This window comes from Herbaspirillum sp. UBA812 (genome assembly GCF_002296545.1).
Classification (GTDB): Bacteria; Pseudomonadota; Gammaproteobacteria; order Burkholderiales; family Burkholderiaceae_D; genus Herbaspirillum; species Herbaspirillum huttiense.
The window spans coordinates 456-15,920 of sequence record NZ_DBIC01000400.1; the positions used below are offsets into that span (position 1 = coordinate 456).

At 60.9% G+C, this 15,465-nt stretch carries 13 protein-coding genes; 9 read left to right on the forward strand and 4 right to left on the reverse strand.

Annotated elements, in window-relative coordinates; all coding sequences use genetic code 11:
- The 4 genes from B3873_RS26100 to tssJ form a co-directional block, all read right to left on the reverse strand.
- The coding region (locus B3873_RS26100; RefSeq protein WP_286870014.1) for a hypothetical protein at positions 1-200 on the reverse strand (200 nt) is incomplete at its 3' end.
- Positions 201-239: 39 nt separating this feature from the next.
- Positions 240-1,013 (reverse strand): type IVB secretion system protein IcmH/DotU, encoded by a 774-nt coding sequence (gene icmH, locus B3873_RS26105; protein WP_414651574.1) that lies wholly within the window; start codon positions 1,011-1,013, stop codon positions 240-242.
- A 2-nt stretch (positions 1,014-1,015) separates the two neighbouring features.
- On the reverse strand, positions 1,016-2,362 hold the full coding sequence (gene tssK, locus B3873_RS26110; protein WP_039783881.1) for a type VI secretion system baseplate subunit TssK: 1,347 nt from the start codon (positions 2,360-2,362) through the stop codon (positions 1,016-1,018).
- 61 nt (positions 2,363-2,423) lie between these two features.
- Entirely contained in the window at positions 2,424-3,053 is a 630-nt protein-coding gene (gene tssJ / locus B3873_RS26115) for a type VI secretion system lipoprotein TssJ (protein ID WP_287019335.1), read from the reverse strand.
- A 367-nt stretch (positions 3,054-3,420) separates the two neighbouring features.
- Here tssJ and B3873_RS26120 point away from each other — a divergent pair, with 367 nt between their 5' ends.
- From B3873_RS26120 to B3873_RS26160, 9 genes are all read left to right on the forward strand, one after another.
- Positions 3,421-4,047 (forward strand): tetratricopeptide repeat protein, encoded by a 627-nt coding sequence (locus B3873_RS26120; RefSeq protein WP_209535260.1) that lies wholly within the window; start codon positions 3,421-3,423, stop codon positions 4,045-4,047.
- Positions 4,048-4,138: 91 nt separating this feature from the next.
- Positions 4,139-4,639: a type VI secretion system contractile sheath small subunit gene (gene tssB / locus B3873_RS26125; RefSeq protein WP_034330819.1), complete on the forward strand. Its 501-nt coding sequence runs from the start codon at positions 4,139-4,141 to the stop codon at positions 4,637-4,639.
- 11 nt (positions 4,640-4,650) lie between these two features.
- On the forward strand, positions 4,651-6,144 hold the full coding sequence (tssC, locus tag B3873_RS26130; protein WP_034330820.1) for a type VI secretion system contractile sheath large subunit: 1,494 nt from the start codon (positions 4,651-4,653) through the stop codon (positions 6,142-6,144).
- Between the two features lie 34 nt (positions 6,145-6,178).
- Positions 6,179-6,670 (forward strand): Hcp family type VI secretion system effector, encoded by a 492-nt coding sequence (locus B3873_RS26135; protein ID WP_034330822.1) that lies wholly within the window; start codon positions 6,179-6,181, stop codon positions 6,668-6,670.
- A 190-nt stretch (positions 6,671-6,860) separates the two neighbouring features.
- Positions 6,861-7,349, forward strand: a complete 489-nt coding sequence (gene tssE / locus B3873_RS26140; protein ID WP_039783885.1) for a type VI secretion system baseplate subunit TssE — start codon at positions 6,861-6,863, stop codon at positions 7,347-7,349.
- Positions 7,350-9,194: a type VI secretion system baseplate subunit TssF gene (gene tssF / locus B3873_RS26145; RefSeq protein ID WP_039783887.1), complete on the forward strand. Its 1,845-nt coding sequence runs from the start codon at positions 7,350-7,352 to the stop codon at positions 9,192-9,194.
- Positions 9,158-10,246 carry a type VI secretion system baseplate subunit TssG gene (gene tssG / locus B3873_RS26150; RefSeq protein WP_286870023.1) on the forward strand — a complete coding sequence of 363 codons (1,089 nt, stop codon included), beginning with the start codon at positions 9,158-9,160 and terminating at the stop codon, positions 10,244-10,246. The genes tssF and tssG overlap by 37 nt, the downstream gene beginning before the upstream one ends.
- A gap of 72 nt (positions 10,247-10,318) precedes the next feature.
- Positions 10,319-12,994, forward strand: coding sequence for a type VI secretion system ATPase TssH (gene tssH / locus B3873_RS26155; RefSeq protein ID WP_286870024.1), 2,676 nt, complete (start codon positions 10,319-10,321; stop codon positions 12,992-12,994).
- A 96-nt stretch (positions 12,995-13,090) separates the two neighbouring features.
- Positions 13,091-15,465, forward strand: a 2,375-nt coding sequence (locus tag B3873_RS26160) for a type VI secretion system Vgr family protein (protein ID WP_286870025.1), incomplete at its 3' end; no start/stop codon positions are given.

The window sequence follows — 15,465 nt, forward strand, 5'->3', positions numbered from 1 at the left end:
GAAACCGAAAGGGCATCGATGTCGAACTGGAAGTTGTCATTGACACTTTCCTGGCCGTGGAAGCGCTCCACGACCAGGGATTCGGGCAATCCAGCTTCCTGGGCGCTGGCGAGCGTGATCAGGCGCGCGTGTTGCGACAGGCCAGGGCCGAAGAGTTGGTTGATGACGCTGGAAAGTGAATCGGGAAAAGGCAGATTCATCTGTGTGGCCTTCCAAGACTATCAGGGGAGAGATCGCGTTCAGGGCAGGGTGATGGTCAGGTTAGCGGTACGCGGTGCCAGCTTGACGATATCGGAATAGCCGGCTAGTCCGTTCTCCGTGCCGCTGGTCAGCATCCAGTTCAAGCCGAGGTAGGCGAACAGGGCGATGAAGGCAAACAGCGAAGCCACCACCCACAGCGGCACGTCATTGCGCAGCTTGTTGACGATGGCGTCAGGCCGCGCCCAATGTGGCGCGAAGCCGGCGCTCTTGCCCTTGAGATGGGCGATTTCGTCCCCCAGCCGTGCAGTCAGATAATTCAGTTTCTCCGGACCTTCCAGCGCGTACTTGCCCTGGAAACCCAGCAACAGGCACATGTGAAACACTTCCAGCGCCTGGATGTGCGCATTGCCGCGGACCCGCAGGTCTTCCAGCTGCTTGAAGAAATTTTCACCTGCCAGTTGATCGCCGAACATGGTCAGCTGCAGCGGACGGCGCTCCCAGGCGTCGCGGATGCCGAAGCCGGAGCGCAGGATGATTTCATCGACCGAGGCGCAGAACGCGTATTTGGCGGCGTAGACATCTTCCGGGGAGACGTCGAGTTTCTTCGCATTGCGTTCCACATCGCCCAGGAATTTCTGCATCTTCACCGAGAAGGAAGCTTCATCCACCGGTGCGCTGCCATTCTTGAGCATGAAGAGCGCGTAGAAACCGTCATACATCAGATCCAGCAGCGAACGCGCATTGACCGGCGCGGCGGCCATCTGGGCCGGGGGGAGATGGTCCTGATCGAGCAGGGAAGGGGCCGAAGTCATGTTCATTGCGTCACCGCCAGGAGTTCGAGTTTGAGGTCACGGATACCGGAAGGTACATAAATGCAGATCGATTGCGCCTGCAGCATGCGCTCATACATGGCACCCTTGCTTTCCAATGTGAAGTAATAGGTATCGGGGCGCACGGGCAGGGCAGCCGGCACTTGCGGCGAGTGCACCAGCTTCACGCCGGGCAGTGCGGCCAGCACGAATTTCTCCACATCCTCGGGCGCGCCGATCTTGAAGCGCAGCGGTACCACATCCACCAGCTCGATGGCCGGCAGGTCGGCGTTGACGGCCAGGTAGAAACTGGTCTTCTCGTCGATCTTGCCCGAGTCCAGCATGCCCATGTGATACGACGGCTTGCTCTCGTGCAGGGCGATGGCGAAATAGCGTGACGAGATGACGGTATCGAGCAGCTCGCGGATGATGCCATCGAGCCGCGCAAACGGCGGACCAGGATCACGATGGTCATACGGCGGCAGGTCCGCCAGCGCCAGGCTGCGCGAGAAGGTCATCAGCGAGCCGGCCAGCCCGAGCAATTGTTCATACAGGCGCTCGGGATGCAGCAGGGGATTGTTCAGATAGTGCGAGAGGCTGGCGTAAGCGGTGCTGGCCGTATGCAGCAGCCAGAAGGAGGTGATGTCACCCGATCGGAACTCCACCACGCTCTTGCTGGGTTCGCGATGATGTCCGTAGAGCGCGCTGACCTTGGCCTGCAACGCATCCAGCAGGCGGCGCAGGCGCAGGAACAGCAAGGGCGCCGCATGCACCGACAGGCTGGGGGCGACGAAATCGGGATCCAGTTCGAATCCTGATGAGCTTGCGCGGCGCAAGCGCACGATCGGAATGCATACCAGGGAGTCGCGCGGTTCGTTCTCGGAGACCAGCCGCACAGCCTTCTTCAAATAGCTCATCTCCGCCTTGGCAGCATCGGTGAAAAGATCCGGCGTCTCGATGTTGTCTTGAATGTAGCGACTGGACTGATGATTGCCGGTACCCGAGGCGAAATTGCTGCCGAAGCTCTTCAGTGCCGGCAGGGCGGCATAGAAGGTGACGGATTGTTGGGATAGCGGAATTTCGGTCAGTTCGATGGGATCGGGCAGATCGTCGCCATCCGGTGCCTTGTAGATCTCCCCGTCCTGGAAGATGGCCGACAGTTCGAGGATGCGCAGCGTATTGTTGTTCAGGGCATCGCGGTCCACCTGCAGGGAGGAGATGCCCCAGCAGTAGGGATTGAGCGCCAGCGCGGTCTGGTGCAGGCGTGTTTCGTGATAATGATCCTGGCGCTGGAAATGCTGTGGCCGGAGGAAAAGACCTTCGCCCCAGAGGACTTTGTTGGAGTGATTCACTTGGATTGCCCCGTCGTGATGATTGTCATGTCGCGATGTCCTGCGAATTGTTGTTTGAATTTCAATGACACTGAACCGGTGCCAGCATCAGATTCTTTTCCAGCGGCTTGCCCTGCATATCGATGGCCACCGCCCCCGCACCCACTGTCAATGAGCAGGATTGCAGGCCGACGGTAATGCCATTCTTCTCCGCTTCATCGGCCTTGAAGACGACACGCCAGCGCTGCGGTGCCGGATTGACGAACAGCGCCACGACACCGATGTAGCCGGCTTCATAACTGACCTTTTCGGAAATTTCATAGCGCTGGCCCGGTACCAGCGTGACTTCCTTGACCTCCAGCAGGTCAGCTCCCAAGGCTTCCTTTTCTTTTTGCGCACTCAGGAACGTGTCATATGACGCCTGTTGGAAACTAATGTTCTGCTTGAGCTTATAAATTTTTACCACCAGGGCCAGCGGCCGCTGCTGTGGATCGACATTGAGCGCCTTGGACGCATGCAGCTTGATCGGCACGGTACGCGGCTGCTTCTGGGCGTCGGGGAGTTCCGGCGTGTCCGGCTTCTTCAGGCCGAGTGCCTCCAGCGTGGACTTGGCGGCCTGTGCGACCCCGGAGGCCGCGCCGACGGCGGCGCAGCCGGATAGAGAAAAAATGACAACTCCAGTTGTCAGGTGATTAATCAATCGGTTTTTCAACGCTGCCCCGTGCGGTTTATTGGATTTCTGATGAGCGATTTCTCGCGAGCCGAAAAAATTTTAGGAAGTCTTTACAGATTGTGGAACTGCATTTTCCCTTGAAGGTCTATGCGATACATTTGGACGAGCTTAAGTTCAAATTACTTAAAACTATTAAGTCGGGCAACAACCTGATAGTCGTGATTAGAACGTGGTGTAGTGAAAAAGTGCGGTTTCCAGAAGCATCAATTTCGCCAGAAAACTGCCGTCGCATCTCATTTGCAGTCTAAAAATCAGGAATCTCCGGAATTTTTCGGTGCCGACTAATTTGCTTGCGCGATGTCGTGCAAGGCTTTCTTAATGTCAAAAATATAAGGAGTGGTTTCCAATGCGTGCGAGCAAATTCAAGACAGGTCTGATCATTCCGGCGTTGCTGGCGGTGATGTTGGCGGGTTGTGCCAATACCCAGGGCAAGCCCAATCCGGAAGATGAGGCCAAGAACACGCTGGAAAGCGGAGTGGCCCAGGCCAATACCGCGCAGGCGGAAGGCAAGACCGACGAGGCCGTGTCGGTGCTGAAGGTAGTGGCAAGCCGCTTCCCTGCTGACAAGACGCCCTGGCTGCGTATCGCCCAGATCCGCTTCGATGCAGGTGATTACAGTGATGCGATCGTCAACGCCCAGGAAGCCCTCAAGCGTGATCCCGCCGACAAGGTCGCCAACAGCATCGTGACCGTCTCCGGTCTGCGTCTGGCCACCAAGTCCCTTGGGGATCTGCGCTCACAAAATGCATTGAATGGTTCGGTCAAGACCGAAGCACAGGACCTGACCAAGATCCTGCGTGAAAGCCTCGGCGAAAACACCTTGGTGCCCGCTCCGGCCAAGCCTGTTGCAGCGGCCCGTCCGCGCGGCAAGGCAGCCCGCAAGGCGGCTCCTGCACCGGCTGCAGATGCGGATGCCGGCAATGGCAGCAGTGGCGGCGGCAGCGGTCCCAATCCGTTTGGCAATCTGAAGTAAGGCGCGCCAGCGGGGGCAGCTTGTGCTGTCCCCGCTTTTCAAGCCGCCTCAGGCGAATGGGGCGTTCACTCAATACAGCAGCGGAGCAAACATGGCCAAAAGAGAAAGCATCCAGAAAAAACTGCAGAAAGTGCGTCCCCCGCGCGTGCAGATGACGTATGACGTCGAGATCGGTGACGCCATCGAGAAGAAGGAACTGGCCTTCGTCACCGGTGTGGTCGGTGATTTTGGCGGCAACTCGGAGGTGCCGCAGCCGCGCCTGAAGGATCGGAAGTTCATCAATATCGATCCCGACAATTTCGACGAAGTCATGAAGGGCATCGAGCCGCGCGCGGTTTATCGCGTCTCCAATGAGCTCTCCGACAAAGGCGGGGAATTCGCGGTAGAACTGAAGTTCCGCTCGATGGAAGACTTCCGTCCCGAGTCCGTGGTGCAGCAGGTCGAGCCGCTGCGCAAGCTGCTGGAAGCCCGCACCAAGCTGGCCGATCTGCGCAACAAGATCGCCGGCAACGACAAGCTGGAAGACATCCTCAGCGACGTGCTCAACAGCACCGAGAAGCTGGCCGAACTCAGCAAGCAAACCAACAAGTAAAAGAGATTCCCATGTCCGCTCAAGCCAATACCGAAGCTGCCGCAAGTGCTGCGCCTGCCGCTGCCGCCAGCACTCTTCTGGATGACATCGTCGAACAAAGCAAGGTCGCCAAGTCCTCTTCCGAGCATGACCGCGCCAAGGATCTGATTACCGAACTGGTCAGCCAGGTCATGGAAGGGACGGTGGTCGTCTCCGACAACCTGTCGGCGACCCTGGATGCCCGCATTGCCGAACTGGATCATCTGATCTCGAACCAGGTCAGCGCCATCATGCATGCCCCCGAATTCCAGAAGCTCGAAGGCAGCTGGACAGGCCTGAACTACCTGGTGCGCAACACCACCGTTGGCGAGAATCAGAAGATCAAGATCCTCAACGCCACCAAGAAGGAACTGGTCAAGGACTTCAACTCGGCCCTGGAATTCGACCAGAGCGCCATGTTCAAGAAGGTATATGAAGAAGAATTCGGTACCTTCGGTGGCGCGCCTTTCGGTGCCTTGCTGGGCGATTACGAAATCACGCGCCAGCCTGAAGATATGTACTTCATCGAGCAGATGTCGCGCATCGCCGCTGCGTCGCACGCTCCCTTCATCACCGCCGCATCGCCTGAGCTGTTCGGCCTGGAGAGCTATGCCGACCTGGGCAAGCCGCGTGACCTGTCCAAGGTCTTCGACACGGTCGAATACGCCAAGTGGAAGTCCTTCCGCGAATCCGAGGATTCGCGCTATGTCGGCCTGACCCTGCCGCGCTTCCTCGGCCGTCTGCCGTTCAATCCCAAGGATGGCACCACCGTTGAAGGCTTCAACTTCGTCGAGGATGTGGATGGTACCGACCATTCCAAATACCTGTGGTGCAACGCCGCCTATGCCTTCGGCAGCAAGCTGACCAAGGCCTTCGAGGACTTCGGCTGGTGCGCGGCCATTCGCGGCGTGGAAGGTGGTGGCCTGGTCGAGGACCTGCCCACCCACACCTTCAAGACGGATGAAGGCGAAGTCGCCCTCAAGTGCCCCACCGAGATCGCCATCACCGACCGTCGCGAGAAAGAACTGTCGGATCTGGGCTTCATCTCGCTGGTCCACTGCAAGAACACGGATTACGCCGCCTTCTTCGGTGCCCAGTCCGCTCAGAAGCCCAAGAAGTACAACACGGATGCGGCCAATGCCAATGCGGTCCTGTCCTCGCAGTTGCAATACATCTTTGCCGTCTCGCGCATCGCTCACTACATGAAGTCGATGATGCGGGACAAGATCGGCAGCTTTGCTGCCGCTTCAAACGTCGAAGACTTCCTCAATCGCTGGATCGCGCAATACGTGCTGCTGGATGACAACGCCACGCAGGAAGCAAAAGCGCAATTCCCGCTGCGCGAAGCTTCGGTACAGGTGTCGGAAGTGCCGGGACGGCCAGGCGTTTATCGCGCCGTGTCGTTCTTGCGTCCGCATTTTCAGTTGGATGAACTGTCCGTGTCGCTCCGGCTGGTTGCGGAGCTGCCGCAGGCAGGTAAATCTTAACTATTTTTCCTCCCTCATGTTTACAGGATAAGTTATGGCAATTGACGTCTATCTGCAAATCGACGGCATCAAGGGTGAATCCACTGATGACCTGCACAAGGATTGGATCGAGTGCAAGACCGTTGACTGGGAAGTCCTGCAGCCGAAATCGGCAACCGCATCGACCGGTGGTGGCCACACCGCCGAGCGCTGCGAGCACAAGGACATCGTGTTCACCAAGGTCGCTGACCTGGCTTCGCCGCTGCTGCTGCAAAACTCTTCGTCGGGCAAGACCATCCCGAAGGCCAAGTTCGAATTCATGCGCGCCGATGGCAAGGGCGAGCGCGTCCGTTATTTCGAAATCGAACTGACCAACGTCATGATCAGCAGCGTCGCTCCGTCCATCGAGTCGGGCGAGATCCTGAATGAAGTGGTCGGCCTGAAGTACTCCACCGTCAAGTGGAAGTACACCCAGCAGAAGAAGGATGGCGGGACCGCCGGCAATACCTCGGGCGGTTGGGATCTGTCGACCAACAAGGTCATCTGAGGCTACCTTGCACTGAACGGATGAGCTGTCGGCAAAAGAACAGCCATTCATGAAGCGTATGACGTCCGCCGGTCCTCCGGCGGACTTCCGTTTTCAACACCGCGTGATTCACTATCAAGATCGTTGATTGGTCGGCCAGGCCAGTCGATTCACCCACCCGATAATTCGATCACCAGACGGGGGAAAGCATATGAAAGGCTTCGCGCCCAGCCTGTTTGACAAGCTGATGAATGATGGACCGCGTTCCTCCTTCAGCCCTGTCGTCAGCCGCCTGTCGTTAGAAGAACTCAAGGATGCCGTCGCGCGCGATCTGGAAGCGATGCTCAACACGCGCTCCGTCGTACCCGAGGAATTGCTGCAGCAATATCCCGAATGCAGCACCTCCATCATCGCCTATGGTCTCAATGATTTCGCCGGGATGAGCCTGGCCAGCCTGGATGACCGCACTGCCATCTGCCATTCCTTGGAAGAAGCCATCTCCCGGCATGAGCCGCGATTGCGCAACGTCAAGGCCACGCTGGAGATCCAGGAAGGTTCGATCAACCGCCTCAATTTCGCCATCAGTGCTTTGCTCGTGGTCAATGCGGCGCGCGAGACCGTCAATTTTGACGCCGTCCTGCAGCCGTCCACCCTGCAATATTCGATCAGCAAGTCGCGAACCACGCGCATAGGAGTCTAAGTGCAAGAGCTGCTTCCCTATTACGAGCGTGAGCTGAGCTTCCTGCGGCGCTATTCCCGCGAGTTCTCCGAGCGCTATCCCAAGATCGCAGGCAGCCTGTTGATGGCCGGCGAGATCTGCGAGGATCCACATATCGAGCGCATGATCCAGTCCTATGCGCTGCTCAACGCGCGGGTCTCCAAGCGGCTTGATGACGACTACCCCGAATTCACCGAGGCCTTGTTCGAGGTCCTCTATCCGCATTACCTGCGACCTTTCCCCTCCTGCTCGATCGCGCGCATGGACTCTGCAGCCTCGGCTGCGCAGCTGACCAACGCCACCGTCATCCCGCGCGGGACGGCGCTATCCACGCGGCCGGTGAAGGGCGTGATCTGCCGGTTCCAGAGCGCTTACGATGTGCCGGTCGCGCCCATCCGGTTAGCGCAAGCGGTCTTTTCTCCCATCATCGATGCGCCCGAGGCAGTGGTACTGCCGACTTCGGTGACATCCTCCCTGTCCATCACCATCGAGACCACCACCGAGCAGGTGACCTTGTCCAAGCTGGGCCTGGCCTCGCTGCGCGTCTTCATCGATGGCGAGGCCTCGTTCTGCGCCGCCCTGCGTGACAGCCTCTTCATGCGCAGCACGGCTGCCTGGGTCGAGCTGCCGCGCAGCGGCCGCTGGACCGGGCTGCGCAAGGTCCCGCTGGCCGAGGTGGGGTTCGCTGAAGAGGACGCGCTGATCGACTTCCCGTCGCAATCGCATCCGGCTTATCGCTTGCTGACCGAGTATTTTGCCTTCCCCGAGAAATTCAATTTCTTCGACATCGATCTGTCGGCCATTCTCGCCGTCCTGCCGGCCGGGACCAAAAGCTTCACCTTGCACCTGGGCCTGTCCGGCTTGCGCGCCGATTCGCACATCGCCCGCCAGCTTGGCGGCGTCAGCGCGGCCAATCTGCTGCTGGGCTGCACACCGGTCATCAACCTGTTCAGCCAGCGGGGCGATCCGATCCGCCTGACGCATGCGGGTGCCTCGTATCCGGTCCTGCCCGACGGGCGTCGCGCCTTCGGTTACGAGGTCTACTCGATTGATTCGGTCCAGCTGGTGCGCCAGACGCCGCAAGGCGAATCGATCACGCGTTTCCGCCCCTTCTATTCCCTGCGCCACGGCCAGGCTCCCGAGAGTGATGGTCACTACTGGGCCATGCGCCGTGACGAATTGGTCGCCCTGAAGAGCCCCGGATATGAAACGGAGATCTCGATCGTCGATATCGATTTCGATCCGGCCAAGGTCGAGACCGATACCCTGAGCATCGAGCTGACCTGCACCAACCGCGACCTGCCTGCCTTGCTGACCTACGGCCTGCCGGGCGGAGACTTGAGTCTGGAAGGTGGCGGCGTGATCCGCACCGCCGCCTTGTTGCGCAAACCGACATTGCCTTCGCGCTTCGAGCGTGGGCGCGGCGCGCAATGGCGTCTTATCTCGCATCTCTCGCTGAATCACCTCTCGCTCATGCGGGGTGGGCTGGAAGCCTTCCAGGAGATGCTCACGCTTTACGACCAATCCAATTCACCCATTTCGCAACGTCAGATCAGTGCCATCGCCGCCATCGATCACAAAGCCACCACCGCATGGTTGCCGGGCAATCCGTTCGCCAGCCTGGTGCGCGGCATCGAGGTCAAGCTGACTGTGGATGAAGAAGGTTTCGTCGGCAGCGGCTTGCACGCCTTTGCCGGCGTGATCGATCGCTTCATGGGTTTGTACGTCCACGCCAACAGCTTTTCGCAGTTGACCGTGATATCCAAAAGAACCGGGGAGGAACTGCTCAAATGCAGGCCACGCAGCGGAGATTTGAGCCTAGCGTGATCGAGCGGCTGTTCGCCGCTCCTCACCGCTTCCAGTTTTTCCAGGCCGTGCGCATGATCGAACTCTGGTTCAAGCGCAACGGGGTGCCGCATGAACGTGCGGTCAGTGATTTCCTGCGCTTTGCCAATCGCACCGTACTCGGTTTTCCTGCCAGCGAAATCGAGGGAATTGAGACCTATCCGCCGCGCGAAGACGAGACTGTCTCCGTCGCTGACATGGCAGAGGCACTGCGCAGCGGGCAGATGAAGTATGTGCGGCTGACGCCGACCTTCATGGGCTTCCTGGGCGGCAGCGGTTCGCTTCCTGCGCATTACACCGAGCGCATCGCCCGTCACCAGATCGAGCAGCGAGATGAAGGTCCGCGTGCTTTCCTGGATGCCTTTTCCACGCGTTCGCTCGCCCTGTTCTATCAGGCGTGGAGCAAGTACCGGCTGGCCTTTCAATACGAAGACGGCCGCCGCGATACCTTCCTGCCGTTGCTGTTGTCCTTGTCCGGGCTCGGTTTCCGTTCATTGCGCGAGCGCCTGCAGGATATCGAGGGCAACGGTGTCCGCGACGAATCCCTGGCGCACTTCGCGGGGGCCTTCCGCCACCGTCCCGCCTCGGCACCCTACATGCAGAAGGTATTGGGCGAGTATTTCTCGGTGCCGTTGCAGATCGAGCAGTTCGTCGGCTACTGGTACAAGGTGCCGCGCGAACACCAGACCATGCTGGGTTCGACCAATTCGGCCCTCGGCACGGCCATGGCCGGCGAGCGGGTCTGGCAGCGCGACCTGCGCATGCGTCTGCGTATCGGCCCGCTGGCGATGAAGGATTTCGAGCAGTTCCTGCCAGGGAAGAAGGCCTCCCTGGCCTTGGCGCGCATGTTGGGCATGTTCACCGGATCGACACTCGAATATGAAGTGCAGCTGGTGCTGCGTGCGCAGGATGTCCGCGGGATGGCGCTTGCGGGCACAAATGAAGGAGGACGCCTGGGTTGGGACACCTTCATCGCCACCGCGCCCGAAACAAGGGACCGTGCCGATATCCGCTACGAAATTGCCGTTCAGTGATGTGAAAGAAAACCACAAAAACCAAGATGGCCGCCAAGGCTGTCGCCATTCAAAGCAGGAAGGAAACGCAGCATGGGCATCAACCTGAAATCCCTGATCAGCAAACTCAACGAGTCCGCGCGCCTGGCCACGGAACGCGCAGCCACGCTGTGCATGTCGCGCGGCCAGTATGAAGTGGACCTGGAACACCTGTTCCTGGCCCTGCTGGAGCAGCCGCAGTCCGATTTTTGCCTGATCGCGCGACGTAGCGGCATCAGTCTCGACAGTCTGCAGGCTGATCTCGAACGCGAAATCGGCACCTTCAAGAACGGCAATACCCGGACCCCGGTGCTGTCTCCTCACCTGCAGACCTTGTTCGAACATGGCTGGCTGATCGCTTCGCTGGACAGCGGCAATCCCGCCATCCGCAGCGGCCACCTGCTCCTGGCGCTGCTGACCCAGAGCGAGCTGTCGCAATTGGCCTATCGCGGTTCCAAGCTGTTTGCCAAATTCAAGGTCGACGAACTGAAGCATGACCTGCACAAACTCACCGAAGGTTCGGTGGAAGCGCCCGCGATGGCAGATGCCGGCGGCAAGCCGGGTGAAGAGGACAGCGCAGGCGGCGATCCCGTGGGCGAACTGCAGCAGCGCGCTGCCAGCAAGACCCCGGCGCTGGACCAGTACACCACCCAGCTGACCCAGCGCGCCCGTGACGGCAAGATCGACCCGGTCATCGGACGCGATGCCGAGATCCGCCAGGCGGTCGACATCCTGCTGCGCCGCCGCCAGAACAATCCCATCCTGACCGGTGAGGCCGGCGTGGGCAAGACCGCCGTGGTGGAGGGCCTGGCCCTGCGCATCGCCCAGGGCGATGTACCGCAGCCCTTGCAGGGCGTGGAGATCCATACGCTGGACATGGGCCTGCTGCAGGCCGGTGCCAGCGTCAAGGGCGAGTTCGAGAATCGCCTCAAGAACGTGATCGACGAGGTCAAGAAGAGTCCGCATCCCATCATTCTCTTCATCGACGAGGCGCACACCATGATCGGTGCCGGTGGCCAGGCCGGACAGAACGACGCCGCCAACCTCCTCAAGCCGGCCCTGGCACGTGGCGAGTTGCGCACCATCGCCGCCACGACCTGGAGCGAATACAAGAAGTATTTTGAGAAGGATGCCGCGTTGGCCCGCCGCTTCCAGGTCATCAAGGTCGAGGAGCCGACCGAGGAAGTGGCATGCGCCATGCTGCGGGCAATGGCCCCGCTCATGGAAAAGCACTTTGGCGTGCGCGTGTATGACGAAGCGATCACCGAAGCCGTGCGCCTGTCGCATCGCTACATCAGCGGCCGCCAGCTGCCGGACAAGGCCATCAGCGTGCTCGATACTGCCTGCGCCAAGGTGGCGCTGGGACAGAATGCCACGCCGGCGCTGCTGGAGGGCGTCATGCGGCGCATCGAGCGTCTGGATGCCGAAATCGGCGCACTGCAGCGCGAGAGCGCCAGCGGCTCCGAGCATCAGGCACGATTGGCCGAATTGCAGGCGCAACACGCCGCTGCCCTGGCTGAACAGGCCGATCTGCAGACCCGCTGGGAGCAGGAGCGTGGCTTGAATGAGCGCATCCAGCAGGCGCGTGCCGCCCTGGAAGACGCCAACAAGGAAGGTAGCAACACAGGTGATGCCGATGCTGCGCGCGCCGAACTGAAGCAGTTGCTGGACGAGTTGAAGCAGCATCAGGGCGAGACCCCCATGGTGCCGGTCCAGGTGGATGGCCATGTGGTGGCCGAGATTGTGGCCGGCTGGACCGGCATCCCGCTGGGCAAGATGGTCAAGGACGAGATCAAGACCGTGCTGGGCCTGGACGCCTTGCTGCGCGAGCGCGTGCTCGGGCAGCCGCAGGCGACCTCTGCTGTCGCGCAACGCGTACGTACCTCGCGCGCCAATCTGGATGATCCGGGCAAGCCCAAGGGCGTGTTCCTGTTCGTCGGACCGTCCGGCGTCGGCAAGACCGAGACTGCGCTGGCACTGGCCGACGTGCTGTATGGCGGTGAGCGCAAGCTGATCACCATCAACATGAGCGAATACCAGGAGGCCCATACCGTCTCCGGCCTCAAGGGCTCGCCGCCGGGTTATGTCGGCTATGGCGAGGGCGGCGTACTGACGGAGGCGGTGCGGCGCAATCCGTATAGCGTGGTGCTGCTCGACGAGGTGGAGAAGGCGCACCCGGATGTGCTGGAATTGTTCTTCCAGGTTTTCGACAAGGGTGTGATGGACGATGGCGAAGGCCGCGAGATCGACTTCAAGAACACCATCATCATCCTCACCAGCAATGTCGCTTCCTCGCAGATGATGCAGGCGTGCCTGAACAAGACTGCGGAAGAGTTGCCCACCCCGGATGAGCTCGATGCGCTGATCCGGCCCCAGCTGGTCAAGGCCTTCAAGCCGGCTTTCCTGGGGCGTCTCAAGGTCATCCCGTATTACCCGATTGCCGATGAGGTGCTGGTCGAGATCATTCATCTCAAGCTGGCGCGCATCGCCAAGCGGATCGCCGGCAACCACAAGGCCGAGTTCAGCTACGACAAGGCGCTGGTCGAAGCCGTGCTCGCGCGCTGCACCGAGGTTGATTCCGGCGCGCGCAATGTGGACAACATCCTCAACGGCAGCCTCTTGCCGGAGATCGCCGAAAGCGTATTGGCGCGCATGGCCGAAGGGCAGGGCATCAGCCGCATCAAGGTCTCGGCCAGCAAGAAGGGCGATTTCAAGTACACCATCCAGTAATCTTCACGAAGCGTTCAAGATCATGACGTGTTCCTCTCCACTCCTTCACCCGGCAGCGCCCGCTGCTGAGCTTGTCCGATCAACGGCGGGGCAATCATGATTGCCTCGGCCATCGCCGCCCTGGCGGGGGCGTGGAATCAATCCACGCGGGTGATGCGGCTGTACATGGCCGCAGGAGCGGAGCTGGGCGCTGAGACGCTGATGGCCGAGAAATTGCAGGCCGTCGAGCAGATCAGTGCGTTCCAGGAGGAGCGCGGTGCGATGGACGGCAAGGTGGACATCGCCGGTTATCGCCTGCAGCTCTCCTGCCTCAGCCTGAACGCCGGCATTTCCCTGCGCAAGCTGCTGGGGCAGCCGGTGCTGGTTGAGCTGGATACCGATGGTGCGCCGCGCGCCTTCCATGGCCACGTCACCGACTGCCGGATGGAAGGCGCGAATGGCGGCATGGCGCGTTACGTGCTGACCATCGAGCCGTGGCTGGCCTTCCTGCGGCATCGGCGCGACAGTGCAGTATTCCAGGACATGACGGTGCCGGACATCATCGAATCCGTCTTCCGTGACTACCAGGGACAAGGCAAGCTGCAGCCCGCCTGGCGACTGGACTTGCAGGATGCCTCGGTCTACCCCAGGCGCAGTCTGGCGACGCAGTACCAGGAGACCGATCTCGCTTTCGTCGAACGCCTGCTGGCCGAGGAAGGCCTGTTCTACTACATCGAGCACACCGGCGACCCGAGCAGCGCCAGCCTGGGAACGCACACTGTGGTCATCGCTGACCACAACGGCAGCTTCAAGCCCAATGCACGTGACCGGATCGCCTTCAGCCAGCCGGGAGCGGTGATGTCGCAGGACAGTATTGACCGCTGGCGCAGCGTGCGCCGCTGGCAGAGCAATGCGGTCGAGATCCTGACCTGGGACTACCGCCAGGCCGCAGTACGAGAGGCCAGCAGCATGAGCAGTACCGGTGGCGATGATGCCCACGGCAGCCAGGGCGAAACACCGGGCGGTCTGGTATTGACCCTGCGCGATGCGCCCGGCGTCTACGCCAACGAGAACCGTGCGCAGGCCGAACGCCAGGCGCGCAATCAGATGCAGGCCATCGAGGCGCGCAATGAAATCTTCACCGGCACGGGCACGGTGCGCAGTCTCAGGCCCGCGACCAGCTTTACCCTCACTGGTCACTACGACCATATCGGTGGCGCGGATGACGAGTTCGCGCTGCTGCGGGTGGTTCACCAGGCGCACAACAATCTGAACGCGGATCTCAAGGCGGAGGCGATGCGTCTGCTGGGCGAAGCCGCACTGGAGGAGGGCGCTGGTGCGAGCACTCTGCTCAATGCCGCCTTGCAGCCTGCGCGCGGCGATGCGCGGCCGGTTTACCGCAATCGTTTCGAGGCGATCCGCAACAAGATTCCGTATCGTCCCCTGCTGACGGATGCTGAGGGCAAGCGTCTGCATCCCAAGCCGGTGGCGAGCGGCCAGCAGACGGCGGTGGTGGTCGGCGCGCAGGGACAAGCGGTCCACACTGACCGCGATAACCGGATCCGTGTGCAATTCCATTGGCAGCGCGGCGAGCGCAGCCACAGCGGCTTGAGTTCTCCTGCACCGGAAGGTCACGTTGGCGCGCCAGCCAATGAACAATCTGGCACCTGGGTTCGGGTGCTGGCGGGTATTGCGCCGACGGCGGGCGCCAATTGGGGTGGCCAAGCGGTGCCGCGCGTGGGGCAGGAAGTCCTGATCGACTTCATCGAAGGCGACATCGACCGGCCGGTGGTCATCGGCACGCTGTACAACGGTCGCGGGCAGGACAATGCCCAGGGCAACCAGGCCGGGCAGGGTGCAGGTGCGGCCACCGGCAATGCACCGGCGTGGTTCCCTGGCGATACGGACGGGCACCAGCATGCGGCGGTGCTCTCCGGTATCAAGACACAGGCATTGGGTGCCAGCCAGAGCGGCGGTGGCGCGTACAACCAATTGGTGTTTGACGATACCCCCGGCCAGTCGCGTGCCTCGCTGCAACAGCATGCGGATGGCCATGACGGTGCCAGCGAACTGAATCTTGGTCTGCTGCGCCAGCAGACCGACAATCAGCGCCTGGCCGCCACCGGTCAGGGCTTCGAGCTGAAGACCCGCTACAGCGCGGCCGTTCGCGGCGGTCAGGGATTGTTGTTGTCTACGGAGAAGAGTTCGGGGGCGCAGCTGGATGTGCGGGGTGCGCTTTCGCAGCTGGCGGACAGCGTCGATAAGCAGAAGCAATTGGCGGAGACCGCCCAGAAGCACAATGCCAAATTCGAGGGCGAGACGGAAGCAGGCAAGTTGCCCGCGGTGGAATCGCTGGCGGAGTCGGTCGAGGTGCTCAAGGCGAGCGCCACGGCTTCATCGGGCAATGGCAGCGGTGGTGAGGGCAGCGAAGCAAGCACAACTGCCGCGACCGCCTTCAGCGCTCCGCAGTTGCAGCTCTCCAGTCCGGCCGG

Excerpts from the sequence above, each read along its gene's own strand:
- tssH (WP_286870024.1), top strand. The coding sequence starts at position 10,319 with ATGGGCATCAACCTGAAATCCCTGATCAGCAAACTCAACGAGTCCGCG.
- B3873_RS26135 (WP_034330822.1), top strand. The coding sequence starts at position 6,179 with ATGGCAATTGACGTCTATCTGCAAATCGACGGCATCAAGGGTGAATCC.
- tssB (WP_034330819.1), top strand. The coding sequence starts at position 4,139 with ATGGCCAAAAGAGAAAGCATCCAGAAAAAACTGCAGAAAGTGCGTCCC.
- icmH (WP_414651574.1), bottom strand. The coding sequence starts at position 1,013 with ATGACTTCGGCCCCTTCCCTGCTCGATCAGGACCATCTCCCCCCGGCC.
- B3873_RS26120 (WP_209535260.1), top strand. The coding sequence starts at position 3,421 with ATGCGTGCGAGCAAATTCAAGACAGGTCTGATCATTCCGGCGTTGCTG.
- tssG (WP_286870023.1), top strand. The coding sequence starts at position 9,158 with ATGCAGGCCACGCAGCGGAGATTTGAGCCTAGCGTGATCGAGCGGCTG.
- tssC (WP_034330820.1), top strand. The coding sequence starts at position 4,651 with ATGTCCGCTCAAGCCAATACCGAAGCTGCCGCAAGTGCTGCGCCTGCC.
- tssE (WP_039783885.1), top strand. The coding sequence starts at position 6,861 with ATGAAAGGCTTCGCGCCCAGCCTGTTTGACAAGCTGATGAATGATGGA.